At 64.1% G+C, this 25,083-nt stretch carries 24 protein-coding genes and 1 pseudogene; 13 read left to right on the top strand and 12 right to left on the bottom strand.

Going from position 1 to position 25,083, the window contains the following annotated elements:
- Positions 1–67: 67 nt before the first annotated feature.
- Positions 68–1,582 (bottom strand): adenylate/guanylate cyclase domain-containing protein, encoded by a 1,515-nt coding sequence (locus BST42_RS19980; protein WP_083121050.1) that lies wholly within the window; start codon positions 1,580–1,582, stop codon positions 68–70.
- Between the two features lie 722 nt (positions 1,583–2,304).
- Here BST42_RS19980 and BST42_RS19975 point away from each other — a divergent pair.
- Positions 2,305–3,015, top strand: coding sequence for a polyamine aminopropyltransferase (locus BST42_RS19975; protein WP_083121132.1), 711 nt, complete (start codon positions 2,305–2,307; stop codon positions 3,013–3,015).
- A 96-nt stretch (positions 3,016–3,111) separates the two neighbouring features.
- On the opposite strand, the gene htpG is transcribed toward BST42_RS19975, so the two are convergent.
- Complete coding sequence (gene htpG, locus BST42_RS19970) at positions 3,112–5,037, bottom strand: molecular chaperone HtpG (RefSeq protein WP_083121049.1); 1,926 nt, start codon at positions 5,035–5,037, stop codon at positions 3,112–3,114.
- A gap of 84 nt (positions 5,038–5,121) precedes the next feature.
- Between htpG and BST42_RS19965 the strand changes: the two genes are divergently transcribed.
- A complete protein-coding gene (locus tag BST42_RS19965) occupies positions 5,122–5,787 on the top strand; it encodes a DsbA family protein (protein ID WP_083121048.1) in 666 nt (221 codons plus the stop codon).
- Positions 5,788–6,044: 257 nt separating this feature from the next.
- On the opposite strand, the gene BST42_RS19960 is transcribed toward BST42_RS19965, so the two are convergent.
- The gene (locus BST42_RS19960; RefSeq protein WP_083121047.1) at positions 6,045–7,658 is read right to left on the bottom strand and encodes a deoxyguanosinetriphosphate triphosphohydrolase family protein; all 1,614 of its coding nucleotides are present in this window, start codon (positions 7,656–7,658) and stop codon (positions 6,045–6,047) included.
- Between the two features lie 165 nt (positions 7,659–7,823).
- On the opposite strand from BST42_RS19960, the pseudogene BST42_RS19955 reads away from it, so the two are divergent.
- Positions 7,824–8,318: pseudogene (locus BST42_RS19955) on the top strand (DsbA family protein); the annotation flags it as partial.
- A 273-nt stretch (positions 8,319–8,591) separates the two neighbouring features.
- Here BST42_RS19955 and BST42_RS19945 read toward each other — a convergent pair.
- A complete protein-coding gene (locus BST42_RS19945) occupies positions 8,592–9,224 on the bottom strand; it encodes a TetR/AcrR family transcriptional regulator (RefSeq protein ID WP_083121045.1) in 633 nt (210 codons plus the stop codon).
- Between the two features lie 97 nt (positions 9,225–9,321).
- Here BST42_RS19945 and BST42_RS19940 point away from each other — a divergent pair, with 97 nt between their 5' ends.
- Positions 9,322–10,227: an AurF N-oxygenase family protein gene (locus tag BST42_RS19940; RefSeq protein WP_083121044.1), complete on the top strand. Its 906-nt coding sequence runs from the start codon at positions 9,322–9,324 to the stop codon at positions 10,225–10,227.
- Positions 10,224–10,517: a DUF4873 domain-containing protein gene (locus BST42_RS19935; protein WP_083121043.1), complete on the top strand. Its 294-nt coding sequence runs from the start codon at positions 10,224–10,226 to the stop codon at positions 10,515–10,517. The genes BST42_RS19940 and BST42_RS19935 overlap by 4 nt, the downstream gene beginning before the upstream one ends.
- Here the strand turns inward: BST42_RS19935 and BST42_RS19930 are convergent.
- On the bottom strand, positions 10,514–11,203 hold the full coding sequence (locus BST42_RS19930; protein WP_083121042.1) for a PAS and ANTAR domain-containing protein: 690 nt from the start codon (positions 11,201–11,203) through the stop codon (positions 10,514–10,516). The two genes, BST42_RS19935 and BST42_RS19930, sit on opposite strands and share 4 nt — an antisense overlap.
- A gap of 266 nt (positions 11,204–11,469) precedes the next feature.
- Here BST42_RS19930 and BST42_RS19925 point away from each other — a divergent pair, with 266 nt between their 5' ends.
- The 3 genes from BST42_RS19925 to BST42_RS19915 are packed head-to-tail and all read left to right on the top strand — an operon-like array spanning position 11,470 to position 14,025.
- A complete protein-coding gene (locus BST42_RS19925; protein ID WP_083121041.1) occupies positions 11,470–11,796 on the top strand; it encodes a WXG100 family type VII secretion target in 327 nt (108 codons plus the stop codon).
- Positions 11,786–13,498 carry an alpha/beta hydrolase gene (locus BST42_RS19920; RefSeq protein WP_237159517.1) on the top strand — a complete coding sequence of 571 codons (1,713 nt, stop codon included), beginning with the start codon at positions 11,786–11,788 and terminating at the stop codon, positions 13,496–13,498. The genes BST42_RS19925 and BST42_RS19920 overlap by 11 nt, the downstream gene beginning before the upstream one ends.
- A 17-nt stretch (positions 13,499–13,515) precedes the next feature.
- A complete protein-coding gene (locus BST42_RS19915) occupies positions 13,516–14,025 on the top strand; it encodes a lipoprotein LppJ family protein (protein WP_494337763.1) in 510 nt (169 codons plus the stop codon).
- A gap of 11 nt (positions 14,026–14,036) precedes the next feature.
- Here the strand turns inward: BST42_RS19915 and BST42_RS19910 are convergent, their stop codons facing one another.
- Positions 14,037–15,113 carry a phosphotransferase gene (locus tag BST42_RS19910; RefSeq protein WP_083121040.1) on the bottom strand — a complete coding sequence of 359 codons (1,077 nt, stop codon included), beginning with the start codon at positions 15,111–15,113 and terminating at the stop codon, positions 14,037–14,039.
- A 125-nt stretch (positions 15,114–15,238) separates the two neighbouring features.
- On the opposite strand from BST42_RS19910, the gene BST42_RS19905 reads away from it, so the two are divergent.
- From BST42_RS19905 to BST42_RS19895, 3 genes are all read left to right on the top strand, one after another.
- Positions 15,239–15,832 carry a TetR/AcrR family transcriptional regulator gene (locus BST42_RS19905; protein ID WP_083121039.1) on the top strand — a complete coding sequence of 198 codons (594 nt, stop codon included), beginning with the start codon at positions 15,239–15,241 and terminating at the stop codon, positions 15,830–15,832.
- 10 nt (positions 15,833–15,842) lie between these two features.
- Positions 15,843–16,712 (top strand): LysR family transcriptional regulator, encoded by an 870-nt coding sequence (locus BST42_RS19900; protein WP_083121038.1) that lies wholly within the window; start codon positions 15,843–15,845, stop codon positions 16,710–16,712.
- 100 nt (positions 16,713–16,812) lie between these two features.
- Positions 16,813–18,033, top strand: coding sequence for an MFS transporter (locus BST42_RS19895; RefSeq protein ID WP_237159516.1), 1,221 nt, complete (start codon positions 16,813–16,815; stop codon positions 18,031–18,033).
- 7 nt (positions 18,034–18,040) lie between these two features.
- Here the strand turns inward: BST42_RS19895 and BST42_RS19890 are convergent, their stop codons facing one another.
- A complete protein-coding gene (locus tag BST42_RS19890) occupies positions 18,041–18,940 on the bottom strand; it encodes an MBL fold metallo-hydrolase (protein ID WP_083121036.1) in 900 nt (299 codons plus the stop codon).
- 105 nt (positions 18,941–19,045) lie between these two features.
- On the opposite strand from BST42_RS19890, the gene BST42_RS19885 reads away from it, so the two are divergent.
- Both BST42_RS19885 and BST42_RS19880 read left to right on the top strand, forming a co-directional pair.
- On the top strand, positions 19,046–19,423 hold the full coding sequence (locus BST42_RS19885; protein WP_083121035.1) for a hypothetical protein: 378 nt from the start codon (positions 19,046–19,048) through the stop codon (positions 19,421–19,423).
- A gap of 53 nt (positions 19,424–19,476) precedes the next feature.
- The gene (locus BST42_RS19880) at positions 19,477–20,319 is read left to right on the top strand and encodes a nitroreductase family protein (RefSeq protein ID WP_083121034.1); all 843 of its coding nucleotides are present in this window, start codon (positions 19,477–19,479) and stop codon (positions 20,317–20,319) included.
- Positions 20,320–20,322: 3 nt separating this feature from the next.
- Here BST42_RS19880 and BST42_RS19875 read toward each other — a convergent pair whose 3' ends face one another.
- The 5 genes from BST42_RS19875 to BST42_RS19855 are packed head-to-tail and all read right to left on the bottom strand — an operon-like array spanning position 20,323 to position 25,082.
- Entirely contained in the window at positions 20,323–21,126 is an 804-nt protein-coding gene (locus tag BST42_RS19875) for a hypothetical protein (protein WP_237159515.1), read from the bottom strand.
- A gap of 35 nt (positions 21,127–21,161) precedes the next feature.
- On the bottom strand, positions 21,162–21,860 hold the full coding sequence (locus BST42_RS19870) for a hypothetical protein (RefSeq protein WP_165760883.1): 699 nt from the start codon (positions 21,858–21,860) through the stop codon (positions 21,162–21,164).
- Positions 21,861–21,883: 23 nt separating this feature from the next.
- Positions 21,884–22,849 (bottom strand): MlaD family protein, encoded by a 966-nt coding sequence (locus BST42_RS19865; protein ID WP_083121031.1) that lies wholly within the window; start codon positions 22,847–22,849, stop codon positions 21,884–21,886.
- Positions 22,846–23,892: an MlaD family protein gene (locus tag BST42_RS19860; RefSeq protein WP_083121030.1), complete on the bottom strand. Its 1,047-nt coding sequence runs from the start codon at positions 23,890–23,892 to the stop codon at positions 22,846–22,848. Before BST42_RS19860 ends, BST42_RS19865 begins: the two co-directional genes overlap by 4 nt.
- The gene (locus BST42_RS19855; RefSeq protein ID WP_237159514.1) at positions 23,889–25,082 is read right to left on the bottom strand and encodes an MlaD family protein; all 1,194 of its coding nucleotides are present in this window, start codon (positions 25,080–25,082) and stop codon (positions 23,889–23,891) included. Before BST42_RS19855 ends, BST42_RS19860 begins: the two co-directional genes overlap by 4 nt.
- Position 25,083 lies beyond the last annotated feature (1 nt).

Below are 25,083 nucleotides of genomic sequence, written 5' to 3'. Positions count from 1 at the left end.
TGTTATGCGATTCACACATGTCGGCGGGTAAGTGTCGACCTTTGAATTCAGCTTCCCGGTGCTGGATTCAGCCGACGTCGCCTGCGTCGAGGCCGAAAACGTGTACGGGGGCGGACTTGCCTTTCAGCGCGTGCGATCCTCGGTCGATCAGCCCTGCTGGTCGGGTCTGAAGGGCGTGGACGGAATGCTCGGCGGCAAGGATTGTGTCGCCGGTGGTCTTGGTGAGCTGTTCGATGCGGGCGGCTACGTTTGTGGTGTCGCCTATCAAGGTGAATTCGAGGTGGCCCGCGGCGCCGATGGTTCCGGCGATCACGATGCCGGTGTTAATTCCGATGCCGATCCGAAGTTCTCCACCGAACCGCTTGGCGACCAGGCGTTGGATCGACAGGGCGGTTCGCACGGCGGCGTCGGCATGATCGGCGAGATCGTTGGGGGCGCCGAAAACAGCTAAGGCTCCGTCGCCGAGGAACTTGTTTACATGCCCACCGGCATCGACAACCGCCGGAACCACTATCTCGAACAGAGCGTTGAGGCGAGCGACAGTGTCCTCGGCGGTGTTCGCCTCGGCGAACGGGGTGAAATCGCGGATATCAATGAACATCACGGTCACCTCGCGGCGCTCACCGGTGAAGACGTCGTCACCCTGCTCCAGGAGACGTGCCGCCAGATTTGGGTCAACATATGCACCGAACGCTGTTTGAAGTCGTTGCCGCTCAGCTAATCCGGCCTGCATACGGTTGAACGACGCCGCCAACACGCCCAGGTCGTCGTCCTGAACGACCGGGAGGCGCTGGCTGTAGTCGCCGGCAGCAACACGGTTGGTTCCCTCGGCGAGGTCGCGGATTGGTGTCAACGACGGCGCGAAGGAGGTCCCGAGCGTGATCGGCACACTGAAGCCCAGCGCCAACCCGAACCCAATCACGACAATGAGCACAGGGGCCTCGCGGGCGCGATCCACTACGACTGCAACCATCGCGCCTACGACAGCGAACGTGAAAGCAACTGCCAACACGGTCAAGTTGGACCATGCGGCAAATGTCGGGCGAGAGCGGGGCAAGCTATTACCGAGCCCTGTATCGCCGACGAGAGCGACTCTCGCCGGCCGCACGGCTGCTTCCACGTAGCTGTGCACACCGGTCAGCGCCACCGAAAGTCCAAAGGTTGCACCCAATATCGCGTACTGGACCAGCCGCGACCCCGTCGCCCCAGCGATCAACCCCACGAGGAAGAACTGCAAAGCGGCGAAGAGAGGTCCGGTTACTATCCATCGGAGTCCCGCCATCCGAGTGAATACGTAAGTGGCCTCCAGCGCCCTCAGGCGGTCGACCTCAAGCCCGGCTGCCCTCCGTTCCACAAGACGGTTAACGCCCAGTCCGGGAGGAATATTGAGGTACCCCATCGCCATCATGGTGCCCACGGTCACCGCGGCCGCCTCGATATAGCGATCGGACCGTTCAAAAGCGACGATCAGAAACGACAATACGAGGGAGATCGACACCACCGCGGGGACGCTGAGCGCGTAAATCGCCCATGAATATCTCGCCCCATACCGATTCCACGCCCACTGCCAGATGCGGTCCATCCCGAAACATTAATCAGCCAGTCAGTTTGTGACCCGTAACCGCACCGGATTTGCTTCATGCCGAGTGCGACTGGAGGTCCTGCATTCTGGAACCCCAAGATTGCGAGATCGCGAAACGGAGATCCCAGAGTTATCCAACGATTGCACTTGGTTACGACCCGATGCACGTGCCCTATCGATGTCTCCTGCATCCTCGCCCGTGGGTTGCGATACGTTGTCGTCTTTTCCGGCCTGCGACCACTGGAGTTACCCCTGACGCGCGGGTGTGGAGTCACCCGACAGCCAATGTTGACGACGTTCACGAGCGCCACGGCGAAAGCCGAGCGCCAGCATCGGCCAGCACAATCCACTAGCAAAGATTGAGCCATGTTTGCCAACGCCGGACTACGTCGCCGCCCCTCGCCAGCTAACACGCAAACGCAAAGACTTCGGATTTGGGAACAAATTTGGGAACAAAACCCTCCGAAACAGTCCGAAATGGATGAGGCGCCCTGGAACGCCCCGAATTGTCGATAGCCATTTACCTGCATAAATGAGACTTAACAGACCTAGCAAACTATTGAGACGACAGCTCATAACCCAGAGGTCGCAGGTTCGAATCCTGTCCCCGCTACTTAGTAGAGCGGCCCTCGGAGATTTCTCCGGGGCCGTTCTAATGTCTGTAGGCTTCGTTCGCCGAGATGCGCTCGGCGAACGTCATGCGGGTAGGCCGGTGGTGCGTCGTGAGTGCGCGATTCGAGGAACTCGACTGGTCCGAGACCCCCATGGGGGTGATCAGCCTGCGCAGACGGAAAGAGCCGTCCCTGAACGTCGACGTGTATGAGGTCAAGCTCGGCGATGAGTTCCTGATGTCGAGCCTGTTCACTGCGGCCGAGGTAGCGCTCGCGCGCATCGGCCTGGCCCAGGCGGTCGATGGCGACCTCGATGTCGTTGTCGGGGGACTGGGACTCGGCTACACCGCCCAGACGGCGATAGAGGATCCCCGTGTTCATTCGCTGGTCGTGGTGGAGGCACTCGAAGAAGTCATCGGCTGGCATCAGCGTCGGTTGCTTCCGGACACCACCGAACTGGCGTCGGATCCGCGGGTGCGCCTGCAAGAGGGCGACTTCTTCGCCATGGCCGACAGCGAAGCCGGTTTCGATCCGCAGACACCGGGCCGGCGCTTTCACGCCGTGCTCCTCGATATCGACCACACTCCGCGGCACGTCCTGCACCCGAGTCACTCTGCCTTCTACACGCCGGCGGGCCTGGAAAAGCTCGCCGGGCACCTGCATCCTGGCGGGGTCTTCGCGCTGTGGTCCGATGATCCACCCGACGCGGAATTCGAGGCCGTCCTCGCCGAAGTCTTCGGCGAGTCCGAGGCGTCCGTCATCCGGTTCCCCAACCCGCTGACCGGCGGGTACTCAACCAACACGGTGTACGTCGCGCGGTAGATGTCGCCGGCGTACGGCCCATCGGGGTCGGTCCGCCGCGTAGTGTCTCCTGCCGGCCTGGCGGAACCCTCGCGCGCGACCCTCTAAACAGTCCGCCTAAACAGTCCGCGCCAACCGCTCCGCCAATAGCCCTGCAAACTTCGCCGGATCATCCAGCGTGCCGCCTTCGGCCAGAAGCGCTGTGCCGTAGAGCAATTCGGCGGTCTCGGCCAGTTCGGGATCGCCGCCCCGGCCGGCGAACGCATCGCGCAAACCCATCACCAGTCGATGGCTCGGGTTGAGTTCCAGAATGCGTTTCTCAGAAGGAACCGTCTGCCCGGATGCCGCCAGCATGCGCGCAAGCGCCGGCGTGATGCCGAAGCTGTCGGTGATCAGGCAGGCGGGCGACTCGGTCAGCCGGGTCGACAGCCGCACCTCTTTGACATGGTCGGACAAAGTCTCCGCAAGCCACTCGAGCAGACCGGCGAACTCCTGCTCCAGCTGGGAACGCTCGGCCTCGCTGGTCTCCTCCTCGGCGGACAGGTTCACCTCACCCTTGGCGACCGACTGCAGCCGCTTGCCGTCGAACTCGGGAACCATGTCCACCCAGACCTCGTCGACCGGGTCGGTGAGCAGCAGCACCTCATAACCCTTGGCCTTGAACGCCTCGAGGTGCGGTGAATTCAGCAGCTGCTGACGGGATTCGCCGGTGGCGTAGAAGATCTGGTCCTGACCGTCTTTCATGCGCTCGACATACTGTGCCAGCGTGGTGGGTTCCTCGTCGCTGTGCGTCGAGGCGAACGACGACACCGCCAGAAGCGTGTCCTTGTTGTCGGCGTCGGACAGTAGGCCTTCCTTGAGGACCCGGCCGAACTGCACCCAGAACGTGCGGTACTCGTCCGGCCGCTCTTTCTGGATCTCGGCGATCGTCGACAGCACCCGTTTGGTGAGTCGTCGGCGGATCGCCTTGATCTGTCGGTCCTGCTGCAGAATCTCGCGAGAGACGTTGAGCGACATGTCCGCCGCGTCGACGACACCCTTGACGAAGCGCAGGTACGGCGGCAGCAGTTCCTCGCAGTCGGCCATGATGAACACCCGCCGCACGTACAGCTGTACACCCACCCGCGCGTCCTGCTGGAACAGATCGAACGGCGCATGCGACGGGATGAACAACAGCGCCTGGTACTCGAAGGTGCCCTCGGCCTTCATCGGGATGACCTCCAGCGGGTCGTCCCAGGCGTGCGCGATGTGCTTGTAGAACTCGGTGTATTCCTCTTGGGAGACTTCGTCTTTGGGGCGAGTCCACAGGGCCTTCATCGAGTTGACTGTCTCGGTCTCGATGGTGACCTGTTCCTCGCCGCCCTCCTCGGCGGCCGGGTTGCGGCGCTCGACCTGCATCCGGATGGGCCAGGAGATGAAGTCCGAGTACTGCTTGACCAGCGACCGGATCTTCCATTCCGAGGTGTAGTCGTGCAGCTCGTCCTCGGTGTCCTCCGGCTTGAGGTGCAAGGTGACCGCGGTGCCCTGCGGCGCGTCGTCGACGTCGGCCACGGTGTAGGTTCCCTCGCCGCTGGACTCCCACCGGGTCGCGGAGCTCTCGCCCGCCTTGCGGGTCAGCAGCGTGACTTTGTCGGCCACCATGAACGACGAGTAGAAGCCGATGCCGAACTGACCGATCAGTTCCTCGGAGGCCGCAGCATTCTGTGCGTCCTTGAGTTGCTGGCGCAGCTCGGCGGTCCCGGACTTCGCCAGGGTGCCGATCAGGCCCACCACCTCGTCGCGGGTCATGCCGATTCCGTTGTCGCGGATCGTCAGCGTTCGTTCGGCCTTATCGATGTCGATCTCGATGTGCAGGTCGGAGGTGTCGACGTCGAGGTCTTTGTTCCGGAAGGCCTCCAGGCGCAGCTTGTCCAGGGCGTCGGAGGCGTTCGAGATCAACTCCCGCAGGAATGAGTCCTTGTTGGAGTACACCGAGTGGATCATCAGATCCAGCAACTGGCGGGCCTCGGCCTGGAACTCCAGCTGTTCTACATGTTCAGTCATGGTGAATCCGTTCGACGCGACGACAATTGATGCCGGCGAGATAATAGCGAGGCCGCGGTCGCGCGTGACGGCATGATGGACCCAATGAGCGCACGACCTAGAAACCGGCCGCTTCGAGCAGTAGGCGCGGTGCTGGCCATCCTGATGGCGCTGCTCGTGTCCGCACCAACCGGCATCGCGTATGCGGCCGTCGCGGCGCCGGCCGGCGACGTGCTGTCGATAGGGGATCCCGACGCACTCGGGCAGATCGACCTCTACGTCGATCCGCTGTGCCCGTTCAGCGGCAAGTTCGTGCGGACTCATGGCGACGAGATCAGCAAGCGCATCGAGGACGGCTCACTTCGGGTCAACGTGCGGTTCGTGAGCTTCCTCGACAAGTACTCCGCCAGCGGCACCTACGACATCCGAGCGATCTACGCGGCCTACGTGGTGGCCGACCAATCCCGATCGAGCGACGTCGCGTGGCGCTTCATCGAGGCGATCTACGCCAAGGGCGCCCAGCCCAAAGAGGGTGGCGACACCGACCTGAGCAACGACCAGCTGGCCGACATCGCCGACCGAGTCGGCGCGCCCCAGCTGGCCCAAGATCTCATTCGGGTCGGCCTGCCGATCGGGTTCGACGCGCACGTCATCGCGGCCAACAATCTTGATGTGCTGCACCGGTTTCCCGAGCCGGGCGTCCCGCTGGTCGTCATCAACGGCCAACCGGTCGACGAGGATTCGGACTGGCTGGCGCAGCTGCCGGGCTGAGACTAGAGCTGACCAACGGCCGGGCCGCTGGCCGCTTTTGCAATTGGGACGTCGGTTATGAAATGAATCGGCGGGGAGGACCTCTTCCCGCGCAACGCGAATCAATTTGTCTGATTATCTCCAGCCGCAGCGCGGTGGTGCGTAGCTCCGAAACTAATGCCAATATCGCACAGGTGCCCGCAATCCAACCATCGGATCCGCTACCGGCGGCACGCAGAACGCCTGCTTGCGATCGATCGCTTTACTCGCGGTTGCTGCTATACCAAATAGAGCGTCGAAGGCGGACCGGATCCTTTAAGTGCACGACCGAGCGATTGAAGTTGACCATCCGTGAGTTGGCAAATGTAGTCGATGACTGCTCGCGCAAGGGCAGCGTCGTCGTGGGCATGTTCGGTAAGTTCTCGAAATGTAGCGGGCAACTTTGCGCGCTTCTGCGGGTCAGTCCCACAACTCTTGCACCAGGTGAAAAGCTGGTCAAGAATTGACCTCATCACATAGGACTGGCCGTGTTGCGTTATGGCGAGTTCCGCTCTGCTGTGCACGAATTGGCTCGTGAGCCATTTCAGGACTTGGATTTCGTGCCAGTCCTCCGGGTGCAGTTTGGCTATCCCGCTCTTTTTGTCCACCGCGATTCGTGGAATATAGAAGTCGACGCGTCCGGCAAAGGCTGTTCGAATCAGTGCATACGCAGATCGGGAGCCGTCGAACTGGCGGTACATGCTGAAGCGGACCAGCGTCAGCACCTTGTTTATGGCCTGGTCAAAAAGAATCTTGTCGTATACGTCTTTGTTCTTTTTCGCGAGTCCTATCTTGCATTCTTCCAAATCCTGGTACTGATATGTGGTAGGCGGATCGCCATTTTTCTTCTGCTTGTCCGAGTAGTCGTCTAGGATGGCCGTGATATGGTTGCGGGGAAACAGCCCGGCGGTGTAGAAGTCCTCGAGATCGTGAAGCGCATAGGTAATGTCGTCTGCAATGTCCATGATCGACGCTTCAAGGGTTTGTACGTCTCCCATGACCCCCAGTGCTTTGCGCGGTTTTAGGAGGTGCATGTCGTAGTCGTCGTCGTAAGCGTTGAATTTCTTAGTTCTGTAATCGTCGCCGGTCTTTTTCCGCTTCCAGGGATACTTGATTACCGCAGCCTTTGTGGCGTTGGTGAGATTCATGCCGTCTTCGTGACAGAAACGGAATTCTCGACGGGTGATTATTCGCAGCGTTTGCGCATTGCCTTCAAAACCGTCAGCCAGCTTCCAATCTTTGGCCCAATCCTTCAGCACATCCTCCCCCGCGTGGCCGAAGGGAGGGTGTCCGATGTCGTGCGCCAATCCGGCTGCTTCTACGGTATTGGGATCAAGCCCACCACCTTTGTTGATCAAGTCCTTCGGTATCTCGTCAGCACCTGTGCGCAGCGCGAACTCTTCTGCGATCCGCCGGCCGACCTGAGCGACTTTGAGGGAATGTGTCAGCCGGCTGTGCTTTAGGTCACCGGAGTGGTCGGGCGTGACGATTTGCGTCACGCCCTCCAATCGGCGGAACGTCCAAGAATGCAGTATCCGATCACGGTCTATCTGGCTCTCCTGCCGCCGCACCTGAGACCCGTTCCCGCTGGGGCGGGGTTCTTGACGCTCGCGGATGTCCCGGTTTAACGGTGAAATTTGTTGGCTCACACGCGCTCTCGGTGCCGCGACACGGTCGCCCACGAGTTCAATCTCGCCCCACTGAATTGCGTCCCAGAGTTCGACGGCGACCGCCTGAAGGCTTGCTCGCTCCATTCGCGCGACGTTTTTGAGCAATTTGCCGACCGTGAGCGAAGTGTTAGCAACTTCATCGAGAAGTCGAGCGCGGAGTTGTTCCGCTAGATCTGGTTCCATGAAATCCCCCCGGCTATGCGCCAGCTGAGGTCGCTCGTCCAATCACGGCATTCGCCAAGACAGGCCTATCAGTTATTTGACGATGGCGAAAGTATCGACGAGGAACTCACAGGGGTTTGACAGATTGGCAAGTTGGCGCCCTACCAATTCCCCGATGCGTTGAACTTCGTCGATCCGCTGTGCCCGTTCAGCGGCAAGTTCGTGCGGACTCATGGCGACGAGATCAGCAAGCGCATCGAGGACGGCTCACTTCGGGTCAACGTGCGGTTCGTGAGCTTCCTCGACAAGTACTCCGCCAGCGGCACCTACGACATCCGAGCGATCTACGCGGCCTACGTGGTGGCCGACCAATCCCGATCGAGCGACGTCGCGTGGCGCTTCATCGAGGCGATCTACGCCAAGGGCGCCCAGCCCAAAGAGGGTGGCGACACCGACCTGAGCAACGACCAGCTGGCCGACATCGCCGACCGAGTCGGCGCGCCCCAGCTGGCCCAAGATCTCATTCGGGTCGGCCTGCCGATCGGGTTCGACGCGCACGTCATCGCGGCCAACAATCTTGATGTGCTGCACCGGTTTCCCGAGCCGGGCGTCCCGCTGGTCGTCATCAACGGCCAACCGGTCGACGAGGATTCGGACTGGCTGGCGCAGCTGCCGGGCTGAGGCTAGAGCTGACCCAACGGCCGGCAGACATTGGACAGGGCATTCCAGTACTGACCCGGCGGGCAGTTTTCCGCCTGCCGCGGCGTCTGGCAGGTATTGGTGATCGGGTCCCAAAACTGCCCGTTCACACAATTCAACGGTTCAGCAGCACTGACACCCACACCGAACGGTGCTGCTGCGGCGATGCAAACGCTTGCGACGGCGGCGACCGTCGCGCGACGACGAAGTGATTTCATGCGCTTATTTTTCCCGACCGTGCAAGCGCGCAAACCCCTAGCCCGCCAACCCCAGCAGCGGCGGCACCAGATACCGCCGGGCGAACGACCGCAGCGCGTCGTCGTCACCCAGCGCCACGTCCTGCGACGGCGTCAGCACGAACGACACAATGATCCGCACGGTCACCTCGGCGACTTCGAGCAGCTCCAGCTGAGTGCGACGGTCGTCGGGCAGCGCCACCGCCAGCTGATGCGCCAGGAATGACGACGCCGTCCGCACCACGCTGTCGCCTTCGGTCGTCAAGAACGGCAGCACCGTCTCCGGCTCGGTGGCGAGCAACCGCTGCAGCAATGCATGCCCGCGCAGGGTGTTCAGCGTGAAGACAAACCCCTCGACCAGCTTGTCTTCGGCCTCGTCGTAGCTGCCTGCCTCGGCGGCCAACTCGGAGAGGAACCGCTCGAGTTCCCGCAGCAGCACCGCCTCGACGATGGCGTCCTTGTTGGCGAACGTCCGGTATAGCGTCACCCGCGCCAGCCCCGAACGCTTGGTGATGTCCTCCACCGTGGATCGGCGGATCCCGAACAGCTCGAATTGCTTCAACGCCGCGTCCAGGATCTTTTCGGCGTTGCCTTCCACCGTCGGCGACCCGAACCGCTGCACCGCTTTGGCGAGCAGGCCGCTGTACTTCATTGCTGCAGTGTAAGGCCTGCTCGGACGCTATTGATACAAACAGACCGAGAATGTATCTTCGGTTTCACCGGCTCAATCGCGATCCAGGAGGCTCGACATGGCTGCTTCGACCAGGACGGCACCGTCACCGAGTCGAGAGGAGTTCTCCGACCGGCTGCTCAAAGGTTCGGCCCGCAAGTCCTACGCTCCCGTCGTCGACATCGACTGGGACACCCCCGTGGTGCCCGACAAGTACTTCCTCCCGCCCCGGATGGTCTCTCTCTACGGCACGCAGATGTGGCAGGAGATGAGCCGCGAACAGCAGATCGAACTGTCTCGGCAGGAATTCATCAACCTGCTCTCGGCCGGTGTGTGGTTCGAGAACATCCTCAATCAGGCGTTGCTGCGCGGCCTCATGCACGCCGACGTCACCGCGGCCTCCTCGCACTACTCGCTCACCGAACTCGGTGACGAGACCCGCCACATGGTCATGTTCGGCCGCGCCATCCAGGCCGTCGACGGTAAAGCGTTCCAGCCCAGCCGGATTCAGCGGATGACCATCAACCTGCTGCCGTTGGTGTTCCAGAAGACCGTGCTGTGGATTGCCGCACTGGTGGGGGAGGAGATCTTCGACGCGCTGCAGCGGGAGATCCTCGACGATCCCGACATCCAGCCGATCGTGCGCCGGGTGATGCGGATCCACGTCACCGAGGAAGCGCGCCACATCCAGTTCGCGCGCGACGGCGCCCGTCGCGACGTCCCCAACATGCGGCGTCGAAACCGCTTCCTGCTCGCGACGATCCACGGCGCCGGCGGCCCGTTCTACCGTTACCTGTTCACCAACCGCGCGGTATACCGCCGGGTCGGGCTTGACGGCCACGAAGGACGACGGCAGGCCCGCGCCAATCCGTACTTCCACGAGACCACGCGAACCGGGTTCGCACCGCTGGCGGCATTTCTGGAGGAAATCGGCCTGATGAACCGGATCAGCCGCCGCATGTGGAAACGGAGCAACTTCCTATGACAGCCGCGGCCGACGACAGCGGTGTCTTCGACGGTGAGGCGGAACTGGACGTCGCCGGTGTGCGCTGCGCCGTCCGGGTTCGCCTCACCGGACACCTCAACCCGATCGACGGGCAATACCACTGGCAGGGCCTCGCCTACGGCGCACCCGATGCCGTGGCGGCGGGCAAGCCTGCCCAACTGACCATCGGAAACCGCAGTGTCACAGTCAAACTCGTCGAGCGGGTGCCGTCCGGGCAACTCATGATCAGCGGTATCGGCACCCCGCCCTACGACCTGCTGCCGGTCTAGTCCTGGCCCACCCGCAGATGTGCGGTCATGAGCAGTCCGTCGTAGACCGACCGGTCCGGCATCGCGCCGTCGTGCGGTACGCCCTGAAAATCGGTGGCGACCTGCTGGGCGAGGTCGCGCAGCTTCACATTGGTCTCTTGTGAACGCCAGCGGAGCAGGTCGAAGGCCGCGTCGGCGCTGATGCTGTACACCATCATCAGCATCCCTTTGGCCTGATCGATGGGCGACCGGCGCGCGGCGATGTCCTCGACCTCATTGCTCACCTGCTCCTGTGCGCTACGGAGGTCACCGGTCATGTCGATGTAGAAGCCGTCACTGCCGATCACCTCACCGGCCTCGTCGCGCAACTGGTTGCCCACGACGACCACATGGTGGGTTCGACCTTGCGTGTCGCGAATACGGTGCCGCGTGCTGAACGGCTCCCGGCTGTGGCGTATCCGCTGCAGCAACTCGATCAACTCGTCGCGATCCTCCGGGTGCTTGTGGGACAGCACCAATTCGGTTGTCGGAGTGACGGACCCGGGCTCGTAGCCATGCATGCGGGTCACCTCGTCCGACCACTCCCAGCGGTCGTCGGCGAAAAAATATCTGACCCACCCGATCCGAGACAATGAGCCGGGTTCGGGCGGACGCCGACCACTACCGCAGCTGCGCTCACCCCGGCGATCATCTGGCCGCCCCGACATGTGCAATACCCTTCGGCAAGTCTGCGTCAATTTTGACGTTCTCTCAGTTCCCAACGCTGGCCATTTTAGTCGCTGTCACCGGCGCTGACGTGCAGGTTTCCCATGATCGGGACAGCGTCATCCTTCCTTCACAACTAATAGATGTTGGGCATTGGAGCGCATCGCCAGAGGGTGTGCGCGATATAGCCGGGTGAACACGCTCGATGCCTCTTTGGTGGTAAGTTGGCGGTTCGAACAGTTTGCTGCAGGGGGCGAGGAGGCAGGCCATGGCCGAGCCGCTGAAGGTCAATCCGGAGTCGCTGGTCACTTCGGGCGGGGTGTTGGATCAGCACTCGCAGAACGTGTTCGCCACCCACACCCAGGCGGACCAGACCATCGAGTCGTCGTTGTTCAGTTGGGTGGGGCAATCGCAATCCGCGCTCGCGGCAAAAGCTGCCACCTGGTCCACCGTGACCACGACCCTGACCACGCGCCTCTACGAACATGCCGAAGGCCTGCGGGTGAGTGGAATGACATTCGCAGCGATGGATCAGCGCGACGCCGAGGAGCTCGCCGACGTATATCGGCCGAACGGCCAGGCGCGTGACGCTTAGCGTCGCAGACATCGAGCGATGGGATCCCGAGGCCGTCCGCGAAGTGTTTCACGCAGCCTCCGCGCGCAGCGGAGCCGCGACCGACGCCGCGCGGGCCTCTGAGCAGCTGCCGGCATTCGAGTCTTGGGGTGGCGTGTCGGCGGACGCCGCCCGCGACGCGATCCACAAGACTCGGGTGGACCTCGACGCTCATGCCCGTGAAGCCCTCGCGGTTGCCCAGGCTGCGCAGAAGGCTGCCCAGGACATCGAGAAAGTGAAGATCGAACTCCGCGAGCTCAAAGACGACGCGAGAAGCCAGGGACTGGACGTCGACCCCGCGTCCAACACAGTGGTGAAGGGCCCCGGGTTCAAGGGGACGGCCGCGGATCTGGCCGCGAAGATCGCCGACCTTCAGACCCGGTTGAACGCAATCTTGGCCGAAGCCAACGGTGTTGACGCCGAACTGGCCGCGGCGATCAACATGGCGGACGGCAAGCTGCCGATTCCGGATGCGCAGCCCACTCCGCCGCCACCGCCGGAGTCGACGCCGCCCGAGGACGTCAAGAAGTGGTGGGATTCGCTGACGCCGGAACAGCAGCAGGCCGAATTGCGGGACAACCCACCATATATGGGCAACCTCAACGGAATTCCCGTCGAGGCTCGCGACCAGGCGAACCAGACCGCGATGCGCACCGACATCGAGAACATCCAGGAAGCCGCCAGCCGGCACGGTGTCTCCGCGCAAGACGTGCTTGACGATCCGTTCCGCTACGGCTGCACCCCGGACGACGTGACCCGCTACACCAATGCGGTCAAAGTGGAGCAGGCACTCGAAGACGATCAGCTGGCAACCGGCGCCCAGACATTTCTGCAGGTGTATCAGCCGACGAAGTTCGATGGTCAGGGCCGCGCGGCGATCGCGATCGGCAACCCCGACAAAGCCGCCAACACCACGGTGGTGGTGCCGGGCACCAGCCACAGCGTCACCGAGGGCTGGCTCAGCGCCAGCGACGCCACCAATTTGTACAACGAAGCCGTGAAGGCCGACCCGACCCGATCGGCGTCGGTCGTCGCCTGGATGGGCTATGACGCGCCGAACAGTCTGACCGACCCGCAGGTCGCGCAGACCTCACTGGCGCATCAGGGCGGCGCGCTGCTCGCTGCAGATGTCAACGGCCTCAACGTCACTCACGGTCCTGGCTCGTCGCACATGACCGTCATGGGGCACTCCTATGGCTCGACGACGGTGGCTGACGCCGCGGCCGGCTACGGGATGCACACCAACGACGTGATCCTCATCGGTTCGCCGGGTACCGATATGGCCAAGAGCGCCGCCGACTTTCACCTCGCCCCGGGCGGGCATGTGTTCGTCGGCGCCGCCTCGACCGACCCGGTCACCCAGCTCGGCGGTCTTCCTCAGGTGCACATCCCAGGTACCGGAGTGAATCTGGCGCTGGGCACCGACCCCGCGATGGACGGGTTCGGCTCGACGCGTTTCAAAGCGGAAGTCCCCGGCTGGACCATCAACGATCACAGCCACTACTTCGAACGTGGCACCGAGTCGTTGTTCAGCATGGCCGACATCGTCTCCGGCCACGGTGACGCCCTTGCTCTCGACGGCATGACCGCCCCGCATCGCAGCGACAACTTCCTCACCGACATCGGCGTGCTGCCGTCGGATCCCGAGCTTTTTCGCGCCCCGTCATCAGGCCACTACCACTAGGACAGAACCCAGTGATCTTGCCGCGCAAAAGAATCCCGCTTGCGGTGACCATGATGGTCGCCGCCGCACTATCAGGATGTGGAATCATGCAATCCGATGCTGACAGAGTCTCCAACCCGCTGACCCCGGAGCAATCCAAGGCTCAGGTGATGGATGCCGCGCACGACATCGTGACGACGTTGAACATCAATGTCGTGGAAGCGGCGTTTTGGCACGCGTCCTGTAATGACCAGGGCGACCCGCCTTTCCGCGGACAGATGCGCATCGCGTATCCGCCGGCCGCTTCGTTCGCGGCGTCCGACACCGAGATCGCTCAGATGGTCCAACAGCTGCGCAACACCGGGTGGACCTCCGATGCGGGATTCCAGACCCACGGAACGGCGTTGACCAAGGGCAATGTGGTGGCTGTCTTCGGCCCGCAGAACGTCAGCAACCCCAACCGTGACATCGAACTGTTCGGCGAATGCCGTGATACCACCACGACCAAGGACACCAAGGGCCGGGTGGAGCGCGTCACGCTGCCGTGAGTGCTCCGGCGTTACGAGGCGATCTCCGCGATCGCCGACGGAGTGTCCAGATCGCCATAGGCATTGGCGTAGCGCTGCGCCAGGGCGACGGCGACTTCGAGGCGCTGCCAGAGGCCGCCGCCACTGCTGGCGGTGGCCAGCCACAGCGCCAGGCCGTGCGCGACCGACGCCCGATAGCGCAGCCACACCTCCTCCGGCGACGGCAACTCCTCGGCGGGCAGGCCGAGCGCATCGCGGTATTCCTCCAGCAGCTCCCGCTCGTGCTCGCGACGATCCTCGACGGTCAGCGCGCCCTGCAGGAAGTACCCGACATCCAGTGACCAGTTGCCCCGGCGTGCGACCTGCCAATCCAGAAATCCGACCTCACCGTCGGGCGTGACGTAGGTGTTGCCGATGTGCGGATCGCCATGCAGCAGGGTCTGCGGCGAGGTGGTCAACGTCCGGATGTACGGCTTCCACACTTCCTCGACCAGTTGGTCGATCGACAGCGACAGCACTTCAATTGGGGTGCTGTCGTCGAGCTGTTCCAAAGCGCTCGGCAACGGCGCGTACTGCAGGCCATCGAACGGCTCGAAGGGTTCCAGCCAGCCCAATGCCTGCTCTTGCAGCACGCGATCGCCCCAGAATCGTCCGTGCAGTCGCCCGAGCCCGCGTATCCCGGAGCGTGCTTGATCGACGGTGAGCGGCCGCAGGGAATCACGTGGGTCCGCGCCACGTGCGGTCAGGTCTTCCATGACGAGACAGAAGTCGTAGGCATCTTCGTCGAAGAGCGCCGCGTAGACGACGGGATGCTCCAGCGGGAGTTGGACTCCCGAGCTGAACAGCCGCGGCTCGTGGAACATGCCGCTGGTCATCCGGATCAATTCCTTGTGGTCGGGGTCGGCGGCCTTGACGAAGACGGTCGCCGGCCCCGTGCCCTCGGAGTAGGACAACCGAAGGCGCGCACGACGATTGGTGCCGTCGTCGCGGAGGTCGATCGTGACGTCGCTGACGGTGGCGCCGGGGTGGTGGGCGGCCAGGGCGTCGGTCATCCAGGCCGGCGACACCTCGGCGAAATCGGTGGGCATTGACAGTGCGGGCGAGCTCATCTCGGCGGGCGCTCCTTGGGTGTGACTCGTCTGGACTATTACGACACGATTCGTGTCGTAATAGTGGGAAAGGTATCGCACCGGCGCCGGCGGCCGTCGGGAATCGGCGAAGTTAAGCTCCCCGCATGTCGCAACCGCCCGGCCGGCCTCGAGACGCATCGCTGCACGCGGCGATCCTTGACGCCGTGCGCGAGGTGCTGATGGAATCCAGCTATGCCGATCTCTCGATGGACGGCGTCGCCGCGCGGGCGCAGGTCGGCAAGAAGACGCTCTACCGGCGGTGGGCGTCGAAGGCGCCGCTGGTCGCCGAGGCGGTACTGGACGCCTACGGCCGTGGCGGTTCGTTCGATGTGCCCGACACCGGCGATCTGAGAACGGACCTCCAGTGCTGGCTGATCGAGCACGGCGAGTTCATCGCCGAGCCGGCCAACGCCAAGCTCATCCGCGCGCTCGTCGCCGCCGCAGCCGCGAATTCCGGCGATACTGAAGCGCTTTACGAACAACTCAGCGTTCCGCAACGCAGCGGACTCGTGGAGAGGGTGCGCCGTGCGATGGACGCCGGCGCCGTGCGTCCCGACGTCGACCCCGACGCCATCGCGAACGCTCTGATGGGCACCCTGCTCTTGCAGGTCATGAGCAACCCGGTGGCCGGCGACGATGCCGCCGGCCGGTACGAGGCTCTGGTGAATGCTCTGTTGAGCGGCGTCAGCTCCGCCTAGGGTCGTTCACGTGCATCTCGAGGAATTGCAGTGGTTCGTGGTGCTGGCCGAAACCGAACACGTCACCGAGGCCGCCGCCGAACTGGGGGTGAGTCAACCCACGCTGTCGCGCGCACTGAGCAGGATCGAGCAGACCGCGGGTGTGCCGCTGTTCGATCGCGTCGGGCGCCGCCTCCACCTCAACGAGTACGGCCGGATCATGCTCGAGCACGCCCGCCGCAGCCTCGCCGAAGTGCAGGCCGCCCTGGATCGCATTGCCACGCTGCGGGATCCCGATACCGGCCGCGTGCGCCTGGCATTCCTGCATTCACTGGCCAACTGGTATGTGCCCGAACAGCTTCGGCGCTTTCGGGAGACCGCTCCCAAGATTCAGTTCGACCTATTCCAAGGCGCAGCGCACGAGATTGCCCGCAGCATCCGCGACGGCGGATCCGACATCGCCATCACCTCACCGCGGCCCGACCCGGCGGACTTCTCCTGGCACCGTCTCTACGTCGAACGGCTCTGCTTGGCTGTCCCGATCGGGCACCGGCTCGCGGCGCGCAGCCGGGTCAGCCTTTCGGTGGCGGCCGAGGAACCGTTCGTCGCGCTCGAGAAGCCGTTCGGGTTGCGGCAGCTGACCGATGAACTGTGGGTCGAGGCCGGCATCGACCCGCAGATCGTGTTCGAGGCATCTGAGATCCCGACGATGGAAGGTTTGGTCGCGGCGGGGTTCGGCGTCGCCGTGGTGCCGGTGCCTCGCGACGGGACCGACGCGAGGGTGGTCCATGTGCCACTGTCGAACAGCCGCGCCAAACGTGAGGTCGGCCTCGCCTGGGCGCGCAACCGCCCGCTGGCGCCGCCCACTCAGCGTTTTGTGGATTTCCTCGCCGACAGCTGAGTTCGGCGTCGTCGCTCACCAGGAGTCATACGTTCGGCGCATGGCTGGTCACTGGCCCATGCATTGGACACATCAACGCTGCTTTCCTACCGTCGAATCAGTGACCATTGACCACTCCCTGGACCGCGTCTGGACTGGCCACACCCGGGGCTCGACTGCCTACACGCGACTATTGGCGGCGCTGTTCTGCGCGGGCGTGGCCACCTTCGCGCAGCTGTATTCGCCGCAAGCCGTCCTTCCCCTGATCTCGGCGGACCTCGGCGTCGGCGCTGCCAATGCGGCACTGATCATTTCGGCGTCCACCGTCGGGCTGGCGATCGGCGTGATCCCGTGGTCGGCGTTGGCCGATCGCATTGGCCGGGTCAGAGCCATCACGGTTTCCGTCTCCGGCGCCACACTGGTCGGGATGCTGGTGCCGTTCGCGCCGACGTTCGGTCTGTTGATGACCGGCCGATTTGTGGAGGGATTGCTCGTCGGTGGGGTGCCTGCCATCGCGGTGGCCTACCTGACGGAGGAAGTCGACCGTGCCCATGCCGCCCGTGCGGCGGGCACATTCGTGGCCGGAACGACGATCGGCGGACTGCTCGGACGGCTGGTGTCCAGCCCGGTGGCCGAGTTCGCCGGCTGGCGGATCGGGGTTTTCACCGTCGCGGTGATCTGCGGGATGGCGGCGATGGGCTTCGTCAAGCTGGCGCCCCAACCGCAGGGGTTCACCCCGCCGTCGCGCCGGGGCGCCAACCCTGAGGGCGGTCTCGCGTATCGGCTCGCCGCCAATCTGCGCACACCGCGCCAGCTTGTCCTGTTCGCACAGGGCTTCCTGCTGATGGGCGGTTTCGTGGCGCTCTACAACTTCCTCGGTTATCGGTTGACGGCCGCGCCGTTCCACCTGCCCGCATCAGTGGTGAGCCTGGTGTTCCTCGCCTACCTGGCCGGGACGTGGGCGTCGTCGCGCGCCGGCGCGGAAGCGGCGCGCTTCGGCCGCAAGCGGGTGCTGCTCGTCTCGGTCGCGATCATGATGACCGGAGTCGCGATCACCTTGAGCGCCAATGTGATCGCGATCCTCATCGGTTTGGTGGTGGCCACGGCCGGCTTCTTCGGCGCGCATTCCACCGCGGCCGGGTGGACCGGGCAGGCCGCACCCGTCGGGAAAGCCCAGGCGTCGTCGCTCTACAACCTCTTCTACTACGGCGGTTCCAGCGCGATCGGCTGGCTGGGTGGTATCGCGTTCGACGAGCACGGCTGGACGGCCGTCGCCGTCACCATCCTGGTGTTGGCCGGCGTCGCCGGATCCCTTGCGGCACTGGTGCTGCGCGACGGGTAGCGGTGCCTCAGTAATCCCAGACCGCTGGCACGCACCGGAACACATCACCGGCGGTCGCCACATGGCAGACCGACGGGAACGGCAGGTGAGTAGCCACCAGCGCCTCGCCGGTCGCCGCCACCTCGCGCAGCAGGTTCACCCGGACCCGGGCCGCTTCTTCGGGATCGTGCTCAAAGCCGTTCTGCCACTGCGGATTGTCGAAGCCGGGTGCGAACACCGCGTCGCCGGCGAACGTCAGCCGCTCACCACAGGACTCCAACCGAACGATGCTGTGCCCGGGAGTGTGCCCGCCGGTGCGGCTGACGAGCACGCCCGGTGCAACCTCGCACTCCGCCTCGAACGTCCGCATTTGTCCGCGGTAGTCGTTGAGGAATTGGGTGGCGGTCCGGCGCAGCACATCCGGGATCGGTTGCGGCATGACGGTGTGGCTGAAGTCGGGCTTCTCCCAGAACTCTGCCTCCCGGCTTGCGACGTGCACCTGCAGGTCCGGGCGAAGTCGTGCCTTGAGGCCCTCGGTGAGCAGACCACCGATGTGGTCCATGTGCAGATGGGTGAGCACGACGTCGGTCACCGCACCCGGGTCGATGCCTGCGGCTTCCAGGCGCGCAACCGTCTGCCCGGCCCGCGGGAAATCTGGGAACTCCACGCCGAGACCGGCGTCGACGAGAATCGTGCGGCCCTCGGTACGCACCACCACGACGTTGAGCGGCCAGTCGACGACGTCGCGCGGCAGGAACTGGTCGTCCAGCCAACCCGCCAATTCGGCCGGGGGCGTCGTGGTCGCCAGCGTCGATGCGGTGATGGGCAACACCCCGTCGCTGATCACCAGCACCTCGATGTCACCAACCGGCACCGCGTAGCGCGACGGTACGAGTTCGTCGGCTCGGGAAATGTTGTCCACACTCATGTTTGTTCTCCTGACCGGTTCGGCGATTGCCCTTCGACTGCGGAGAACGTGCAGTGATTCGAAAAGTCATCCCGGGAGCGCGGCGGTGATGCGAAGGTAGAGCCGATGCGTCGAGGAATGTTCGGTTCGCCGCTCATCGCCACAACGGTGCTGATGGGCCTGATCGGTGCGCCGACGGCGGCGGCCGGCGACAATGACTGCGATCTGCTGCTGCCTGCGACATACCAACTGGAATCGGTGTTCAACACGATCGCACCGACAGGGACGCCGCCGTGGGTGGCCGCCCAGGTTCGGGCGCCGCTGAGCCCACTGCACAACCTGAGCAGCCCGCCCGGTATCGATCTGCGCATCCGGTCCAACATGGTGGCGTCGCAGATCGACAACGGCGACCCATACCGGCCGGCGACGCCGGAGCGACTCGCCAGTGACCTGGCGAAGGCACGGGACCTGATCGTCGTCGTCCGCGACTGGTGTGCGCCCTGACGTCTGCCCCAAGATAATCGGGAACGACGCGACGGACGGAGGTGACTCGGCAGGTGAGTTCTTTGCCAGACGCGGCGACGCTGGAGACAGTGCTCGACCTCGCTGCCCGAGCCCCTTCTCTGCGCAACCTGCAGCCGTGGCGCTGGCAGGTCGACGACGAGGCCGTACACCTGTATGCGGACTGGAGTCGGCGGGCCGGTGACACCCCGGCTCACCGGCGCGACGTCCTCCTTGGCTGCGGGGCGGTTCTCGATCACTGCGTCGTCGCGATGGCGGCCGCGGGCTGGCACCCTAGTGTCCGGCGATTCCCCGATCGTGCCGACAACAGTCATCTGGCGATCCTCGAAGTGGTCGAGCAGCCGCCTCAGGGTGGGTGGCGCGAGTTGGCCTCGGCCATACCGCGGCGACGCGCCGACCGCCGCCCATACGCTTCCCGGCCAATCGCGCCCGGCACGCTTGAGCTGCTGTACATCCGGGCCAGGAAGTTGGATGTGGATGTGCAGGTTGTCCCGACGTCCCGGTGGACTCGGCTGGACGACGGCGCCGTCGAGCTTCGGTACCCGACGGCCGCCGGCGAGCAGTCCGGGGAAACACCCGATGGCCCAGCATTGCTGGTTGTGGGCACTCGCCGTGACGATGACACCATGCGGCTGCGGGCCGGCGAAGCGCTCAGCCACTTGACGCTGACGGCCACCGCGATGGGTTTCGCAAGCTGCCCGCTGACCGAGCCGTTGAACGACACCCGAAGCCGACTGGCGTTGGCGTGCGAGGCGTTCGACGGTGCAGCGTATCCGCAAGCCCTGATTCGTATCGGACACCCGTTGGGCGATGCTGAGCCGCCGCCCCCGACCGAACGTCGAGCAGCGCGCGATATCACAGTGTGGACCAATCGGTAGCGCTCAGTTCCCGAATACACCCCAACGCTTCATCTGGACGCGCTCGGCGTCGGGCCAAATCGCCTTGGCGGCAGGTGAATTGCAGAAGTAGTCCTCGGCCTGGCGAATACTCATGTCGACCGCGTGTAGGCCGTCTTCTTGGTGTGCTCGGCAGTTCACCGTCAACACCCGATTGGTGGCCGGATCGGCTTCCAGAACTTCGATGGTCAACACCACGACCAACGTGTATCCGGCGCCGGTCGGCAGATAGAAGGTGAGGTCCCGACTGGCCGGGCCGCCGCCATTGCTGACCAGATACCCGTCTCCGCTGGGATATACGGCCTGTCCGACCATCTGGGTGCGTTCGTAATGCCGACTGTCACCGTCGGCGCGCCACACCGCGAACCGGGTGTTCGGATTGGCACCGTTGAGCAGATTCCGCGAGATCGGGATGATCAGTTCGTCGCGCCCGTCGCCGTCGATGTCCTGCAGTCCGGCGCCGCCCGGGGTGGACGGCTCCAGGAGTTCGTCGATGGTCTGCACCACCGCGCCCGAGCGGTCCGTCACGGTGACCTTCACCGCCCCGGGTTTCGGCAACTCGGGCACCCTCCAGTAGTTGACGGCGAAATCGAGATCACCGGAGTGCAAGGTGCAATCGACTTGAGGCGAGGTGCCCGACGGCGTGATCACCGGGTTGGACTGCGGGCAGGGCGGCAGCGTGGTGTCGGCGACCGCGTGCGGCGACACGACGCTCGCACCCGCCACCACCACGATGGCGGCCAGCGCCCGTAGCTGCGCGCAGCGGCGCCGACTGTGGGTGTTATGCACCGATTTCCGGCAAATTCCGTGCATACCACCCACACTCACGGCCGCGGTGCCGGCGGCGCAGGTGCAGGCTTCGCTGGCGCCGGCGCGGCGCCGGGCGCAGGGGGAGCGGGAGCAGCACCCGGAAGCTGCTGCTCCTCGGGTGCTTTGGTGCCGGTCTTGGGGCCGATATCGGTGACCTGCCAGCCGTTTCCGGCCTTGTTCACGGTGACCCGCAACAGGATGATCGACACCTTCGGCGTCGGGTTCTGCAGATTGCGGGTGGTCTGATGTGCCGACACCACCACTTCGTAGGACCCGTCCGGTGTAAGGACCGGGTCGGTGGCCAGCACTTCGCCGGTGGAGCTGACCTGCGCCTGCAGCATCACCGCTTTGAGCAAGTCGGTGGCATTGACGTACTTGTCCTTGAGTTGCTGTGACACACCATCTTCGACGGAGCGGAAGAACGCGTCCGGGTCTTCGAAGCTGTAGGTGAGCGACTTCATCGCATAGTCTCGGGCCAGCTGCGCGGCTGCCTCGCGATCGGCTTGAGCTTGACGGGCCTGGGCGAGTTGGCCGTTCACCTCCCGGTACTTGAGGAACCCGAACACCCCGCCACCGACGAGCAGTACCGCCAAGACGATCGCCACCCAGAAGCTGCGGCTCCTCGACGCCCGCCCTGAGGCCGCCGGCGCGTCGGTGGTCTCGCTGACCGCATCGTCGACCTTATCGTCTTCGCCGACTGGTGAATCGGTCATCTCAGAGCTGTCCTCGCTGTTGGTCATTGGTGCCACTCGGGCACATTGAGCTGCACCCGCACGCCGCCGGTGTCGTTGAACGTCGATTCCCAGAAATCCAGCCAGTGCCCGGCGTCAATCTTGATGTCGTGTAATGGTGCCATCGCGGGCTGCAGGATGGTGGCGAAAGTGCCCAGTGGGCCGGCCAGCATGTCGAGCCATTCACCGAACTTGGCGACCAGGATCCCAGCCGGGTCCTGCGGGCCGATGACGCCGATGCCGGTGTGCGACAGGATCTCGATTTGGTGGACCAGCTGCAAGAAGGCCGGCACCGACTTCGGAAGCATTTTGCCTGTCTCGCTGATGATTTCGCCGGCATGGATGTCGCCGAGGTTGGTGGTGAACGTCGAGACATTGCTGAACAACGTGTTCAACAGTTCCTTGTCGTCACGGATCACCTTCGCGGTCAACCCGGCGGTGACGGCCAGGGAGTCGATCGTCTCGTCATTGCCCTTGAACGCCGCGGACATGTCGTTGATGATGCTGTGGATCTGGTCGAGGTTCAGTGCAGTGAACAGAACATTGGCCCTGGTGAGCAGGTCGCTGGCGGTCACGATCGGGGCCACTCGGTCCGGCGGGATCACCGCTCCGTCGGTGAAGTAGGGCGGCGCGATCAACTTCGGCCGGAAGTCGATGTACTGCTCACCGGCCGCCGACAGGTTCTCCACGCTGATCGCGCTGTCGGCTGGGACCTGGTACTTGCGGTCGACGTCCATCGAGACCGCAAGCCCGGTTGCGGTGGTTTGGATACCGGTCACCCGGCCGACTTTGATGCCGCGCATCGTCACCTCCGAGGTGGGCATCAACCCACCGGAAGAGTTGAGCAGCAGGGTCAGTCGCGTCACCTGTTTGGTCGGTCCCATATCGAGCACGCCGAACGACATGTAGGCCGCGCCGGCCAGGGTCATCACCACCAGGATCACCAGAGTGGTGCGCGCACTGAACTTCATGGCACCAACCCCATCGTCTGCATCGCCTCGACAGCTTGGTTCGCCTTGTCGGCGGGATCCACCCCTTCGCGCCCGGTGGGCGCGTGCAGTTCGGTGATGGTGTACTTCGGCCCGCCGTCGCGGAACCACCCGAGCAGCTTGTAGCGCAGCAGTGCCAGGAACTTGTCGGCGATCACCGGGATGGTGGTGTCCGCGGTGGCCATCGTGTGGATCATCGGTGTGATGTAGGACAGGATCTGCATCAGATCGCCCGCGATGGGGTTGATCAGATCGCCGCCGAGCTTACCGACGTCCTTGCTGGCGCCGACGACATTCAGGATGGCCATCGTGACCGCGGACAGCCCTTGGAGTTTCGCCGGGCCTTCGGTCACCAGCCGGTTGAACACCTGGGTGTTGGCCGCGAAGCCGGAGGTGATGTTCTCCATCCCGTCGAGCATCTGGTCGATGGTCTGCTGATTGGTGGCCAGGTCGTTGAGCACACCGGCGACCGTGTGTTGCATACGGGTCAGCTCGTGCGGATCCTGCGGGAACGCTTTGTTGACGTTGACCACGGTGGTTTGCAGTGTGCCGATCGCACCACCGGCGACGAGGTTCGACATCGAGCGAAGGAGATCCTCGACGTTGTCGGCCGGTGAGGTGTTGCGCAGCGGAATGGTGTCACCGTCACGCAGTACCGGCCCGGACCTGTCGTCCGGCGGTAGCAGGGCGATGTAGATGTCGCCAAGGGGGGTGGCCTGACGTAGCTCAGCACGGGTCGCGACGGGAAGCTTGGTGTCACCGGCTATTTCGACAGTCGTGACCGCCGTGGTGCCCTCGAGTCGGACGCTGTCGAGCACGCCGATCTGCACACCGCCGGAGTCCACTTTGGCCCGTGCCGGCAGATTGAGCACGCTGGCGAACTCGATCTTGATGTCGTAGGAGTGCCGCGGGGTGTAGGCGCCCGGGACCGGCAGCCGGGTCGGATCCAGCGAACACGCCGCCGTGAGACCGATCGCGACGGTGAATACCAGTGCGCAGAACGGGCGCAGTGTGCATCGGCTCATGGCAGCGCCGCTCCCAGAACGAGATTGGTGAGGCCGAGCGTCACCGGGTCGGTGGGGGTGCCCGACGCGCATGCGGCCGCGGCGCCGGGGATGTTGCGCTCCGTGAGTCCTTGGCAGATGGCGCCTGCCTGCGTCGGGGCGATCGACACCTGCGGCGGGATATAGGTGACGTTGTGGGTGCCCCATGCCGGTTCGTAGATATCGGCGAGCCAGTTGCTGAACTGCGGCCAGGAGTTGATCATCGCGGTGATCGCCGGGATGTGCCGGTTCAACAGATCGCGCAACCCGCCGAACCGTTTGTCGAACTTGTCGTAGAACCGCGGGCCGAACCGGTTGAGCGCCTCGATCAGCGTCGGCAGCAGGTGGGACACATTGGCCATCGCGGCCCCGAAGTTGTCCGACAGGCCTTCCATCAACTGGGCGGTGACCGGCAGCGTCTGAATCACCGAGGCGAAGCTGTCCCAGTTGTTGAGGAAGTCGGAGGTGAGGATCTCGCTGTTCTCGAACAGCTGCCGGTAGTCGGCGTCGGCCTTGTACGGGTCGGCGAGCATGGTGCGCAGGTTGCGCATCGTCTTGTTGATCCCGGGCCCGGTACCCTGCAGGGAATTACTTGCCGCACTGAGACTGTCGTTGATCGCCCGGACGCCGGGCGCCTTGGACGGATCCTGGCCCGGTTGCGATCCCAGAATCGCATCGGTGAGACTGCCGATGGCGGAGAACGTTTCGCTCACGCTGATCGGCGTCTTGGTGGACTTGAGCTTGATGCAGCCCGGACCGGTGAACTTGGGACCGCCGGTGTACGGCTTGGTCAGCTCGACGTGGCGATCGGTGACGATGGATTGCGAGTAGGTGACCGCGCCGACGTCGGCAGGCAAGACCAGGTCCGCGGGCACGGTGAAATCCACTTCGACATGGTCCGCTTTGTTGACGATCGCGGTCATCGAGCCGACCTCGATACCCAGCAGCGCGACCTTGTTACCGGGATACAGGCCCACGGCGTCGGTGAATTCGGCGCACATCGCTCGGGTGGGGTTGATCTTCGGGGCCAGCACTTTGATGCTGACGGCCACGGCGACCGCGAGGACGGTGGCGATCACCACCGCTATGGCTATTCCACGCCGCGACCGCAGTCGCGCGCCGATGCCCGATGCCTTGGTCATGTCGGCAGAGGCCATGTCAGCGGGAGCCATG

It is taken from the genome of Mycolicibacterium rhodesiae (assembly GCF_002086695.1).
GTDB classification, from domain to species: Bacteria; Actinomycetota; Actinomycetes; order Mycobacteriales; family Mycobacteriaceae; genus Mycobacterium; species Mycobacterium rhodesiae.
Note: the sequence above shows the minus strand (reverse complement) of the source record. Positions and strands in the feature narration are given on the sequence as shown.

Coding starts and splice junctions, on each gene's coding strand:
- BST42_RS19980 (WP_083121050.1), bottom strand. CDS start 1,582: ATGGACCGCATCTGGCAGTGGGCGTGGAATCGGTATGGGGCGAGATAT.
- htpG (WP_083121049.1), bottom strand. CDS start 5,037: ATGACTGAACATGTAGAACAGCTGGAGTTCCAGGCCGAGGCCCGCCAG.
- BST42_RS19965 (WP_083121048.1), top strand. CDS start 5,122: ATGAGCGCACGACCTAGAAACCGGCCGCTTCGAGCAGTAGGCGCGGTG.
- BST42_RS19960 (WP_083121047.1), bottom strand. CDS start 7,658: ATGGAACCAGATCTAGCGGAACAACTCCGCGCTCGACTTCTCGATGAA.
- BST42_RS19945 (WP_083121045.1), bottom strand. CDS start 9,224: ATGAAGTACAGCGGCCTGCTCGCCAAAGCGGTGCAGCGGTTCGGGTCG.
- BST42_RS19940 (WP_083121044.1), top strand. CDS start 9,322: ATGGCTGCTTCGACCAGGACGGCACCGTCACCGAGTCGAGAGGAGTTC.
- BST42_RS19935 (WP_083121043.1), top strand. CDS start 10,224: ATGACAGCCGCGGCCGACGACAGCGGTGTCTTCGACGGTGAGGCGGAA.
- BST42_RS19930 (WP_083121042.1), bottom strand. CDS start 11,203: ATGTCGGGGCGGCCAGATGATCGCCGGGGTGAGCGCAGCTGCGGTAGT.
- BST42_RS19925 (WP_083121041.1), top strand. CDS start 11,470: ATGGCCGAGCCGCTGAAGGTCAATCCGGAGTCGCTGGTCACTTCGGGC.
- BST42_RS19910 (WP_083121040.1), bottom strand. CDS start 15,113: ATGAGCTCGCCCGCACTGTCAATGCCCACCGATTTCGCCGAGGTGTCG.
- BST42_RS19905 (WP_083121039.1), top strand. CDS start 15,239: ATGTCGCAACCGCCCGGCCGGCCTCGAGACGCATCGCTGCACGCGGCG.
- BST42_RS19890 (WP_083121036.1), bottom strand. CDS start 18,940: ATGAGTGTGGACAACATTTCCCGAGCCGACGAACTCGTACCGTCGCGC.
- BST42_RS19885 (WP_083121035.1), top strand. CDS start 19,046: ATGCGTCGAGGAATGTTCGGTTCGCCGCTCATCGCCACAACGGTGCTG.
- BST42_RS19870 (WP_165760883.1), bottom strand. CDS start 21,860: ATGACCGATTCACCAGTCGGCGAAGACGATAAGGTCGACGATGCGGTC.
- BST42_RS19865 (WP_083121031.1), bottom strand. CDS start 22,849: ATGAAGTTCAGTGCGCGCACCACTCTGGTGATCCTGGTGGTGATGACC.
- BST42_RS19860 (WP_083121030.1), bottom strand. CDS start 23,892: ATGAGCCGATGCACACTGCGCCCGTTCTGCGCACTGGTATTCACCGTC.
- BST42_RS19855 (WP_237159514.1), bottom strand. CDS start 25,082: ATGGCTCCCGCTGACATGGCCTCTGCCGACATGACCAAGGCATCGGGC.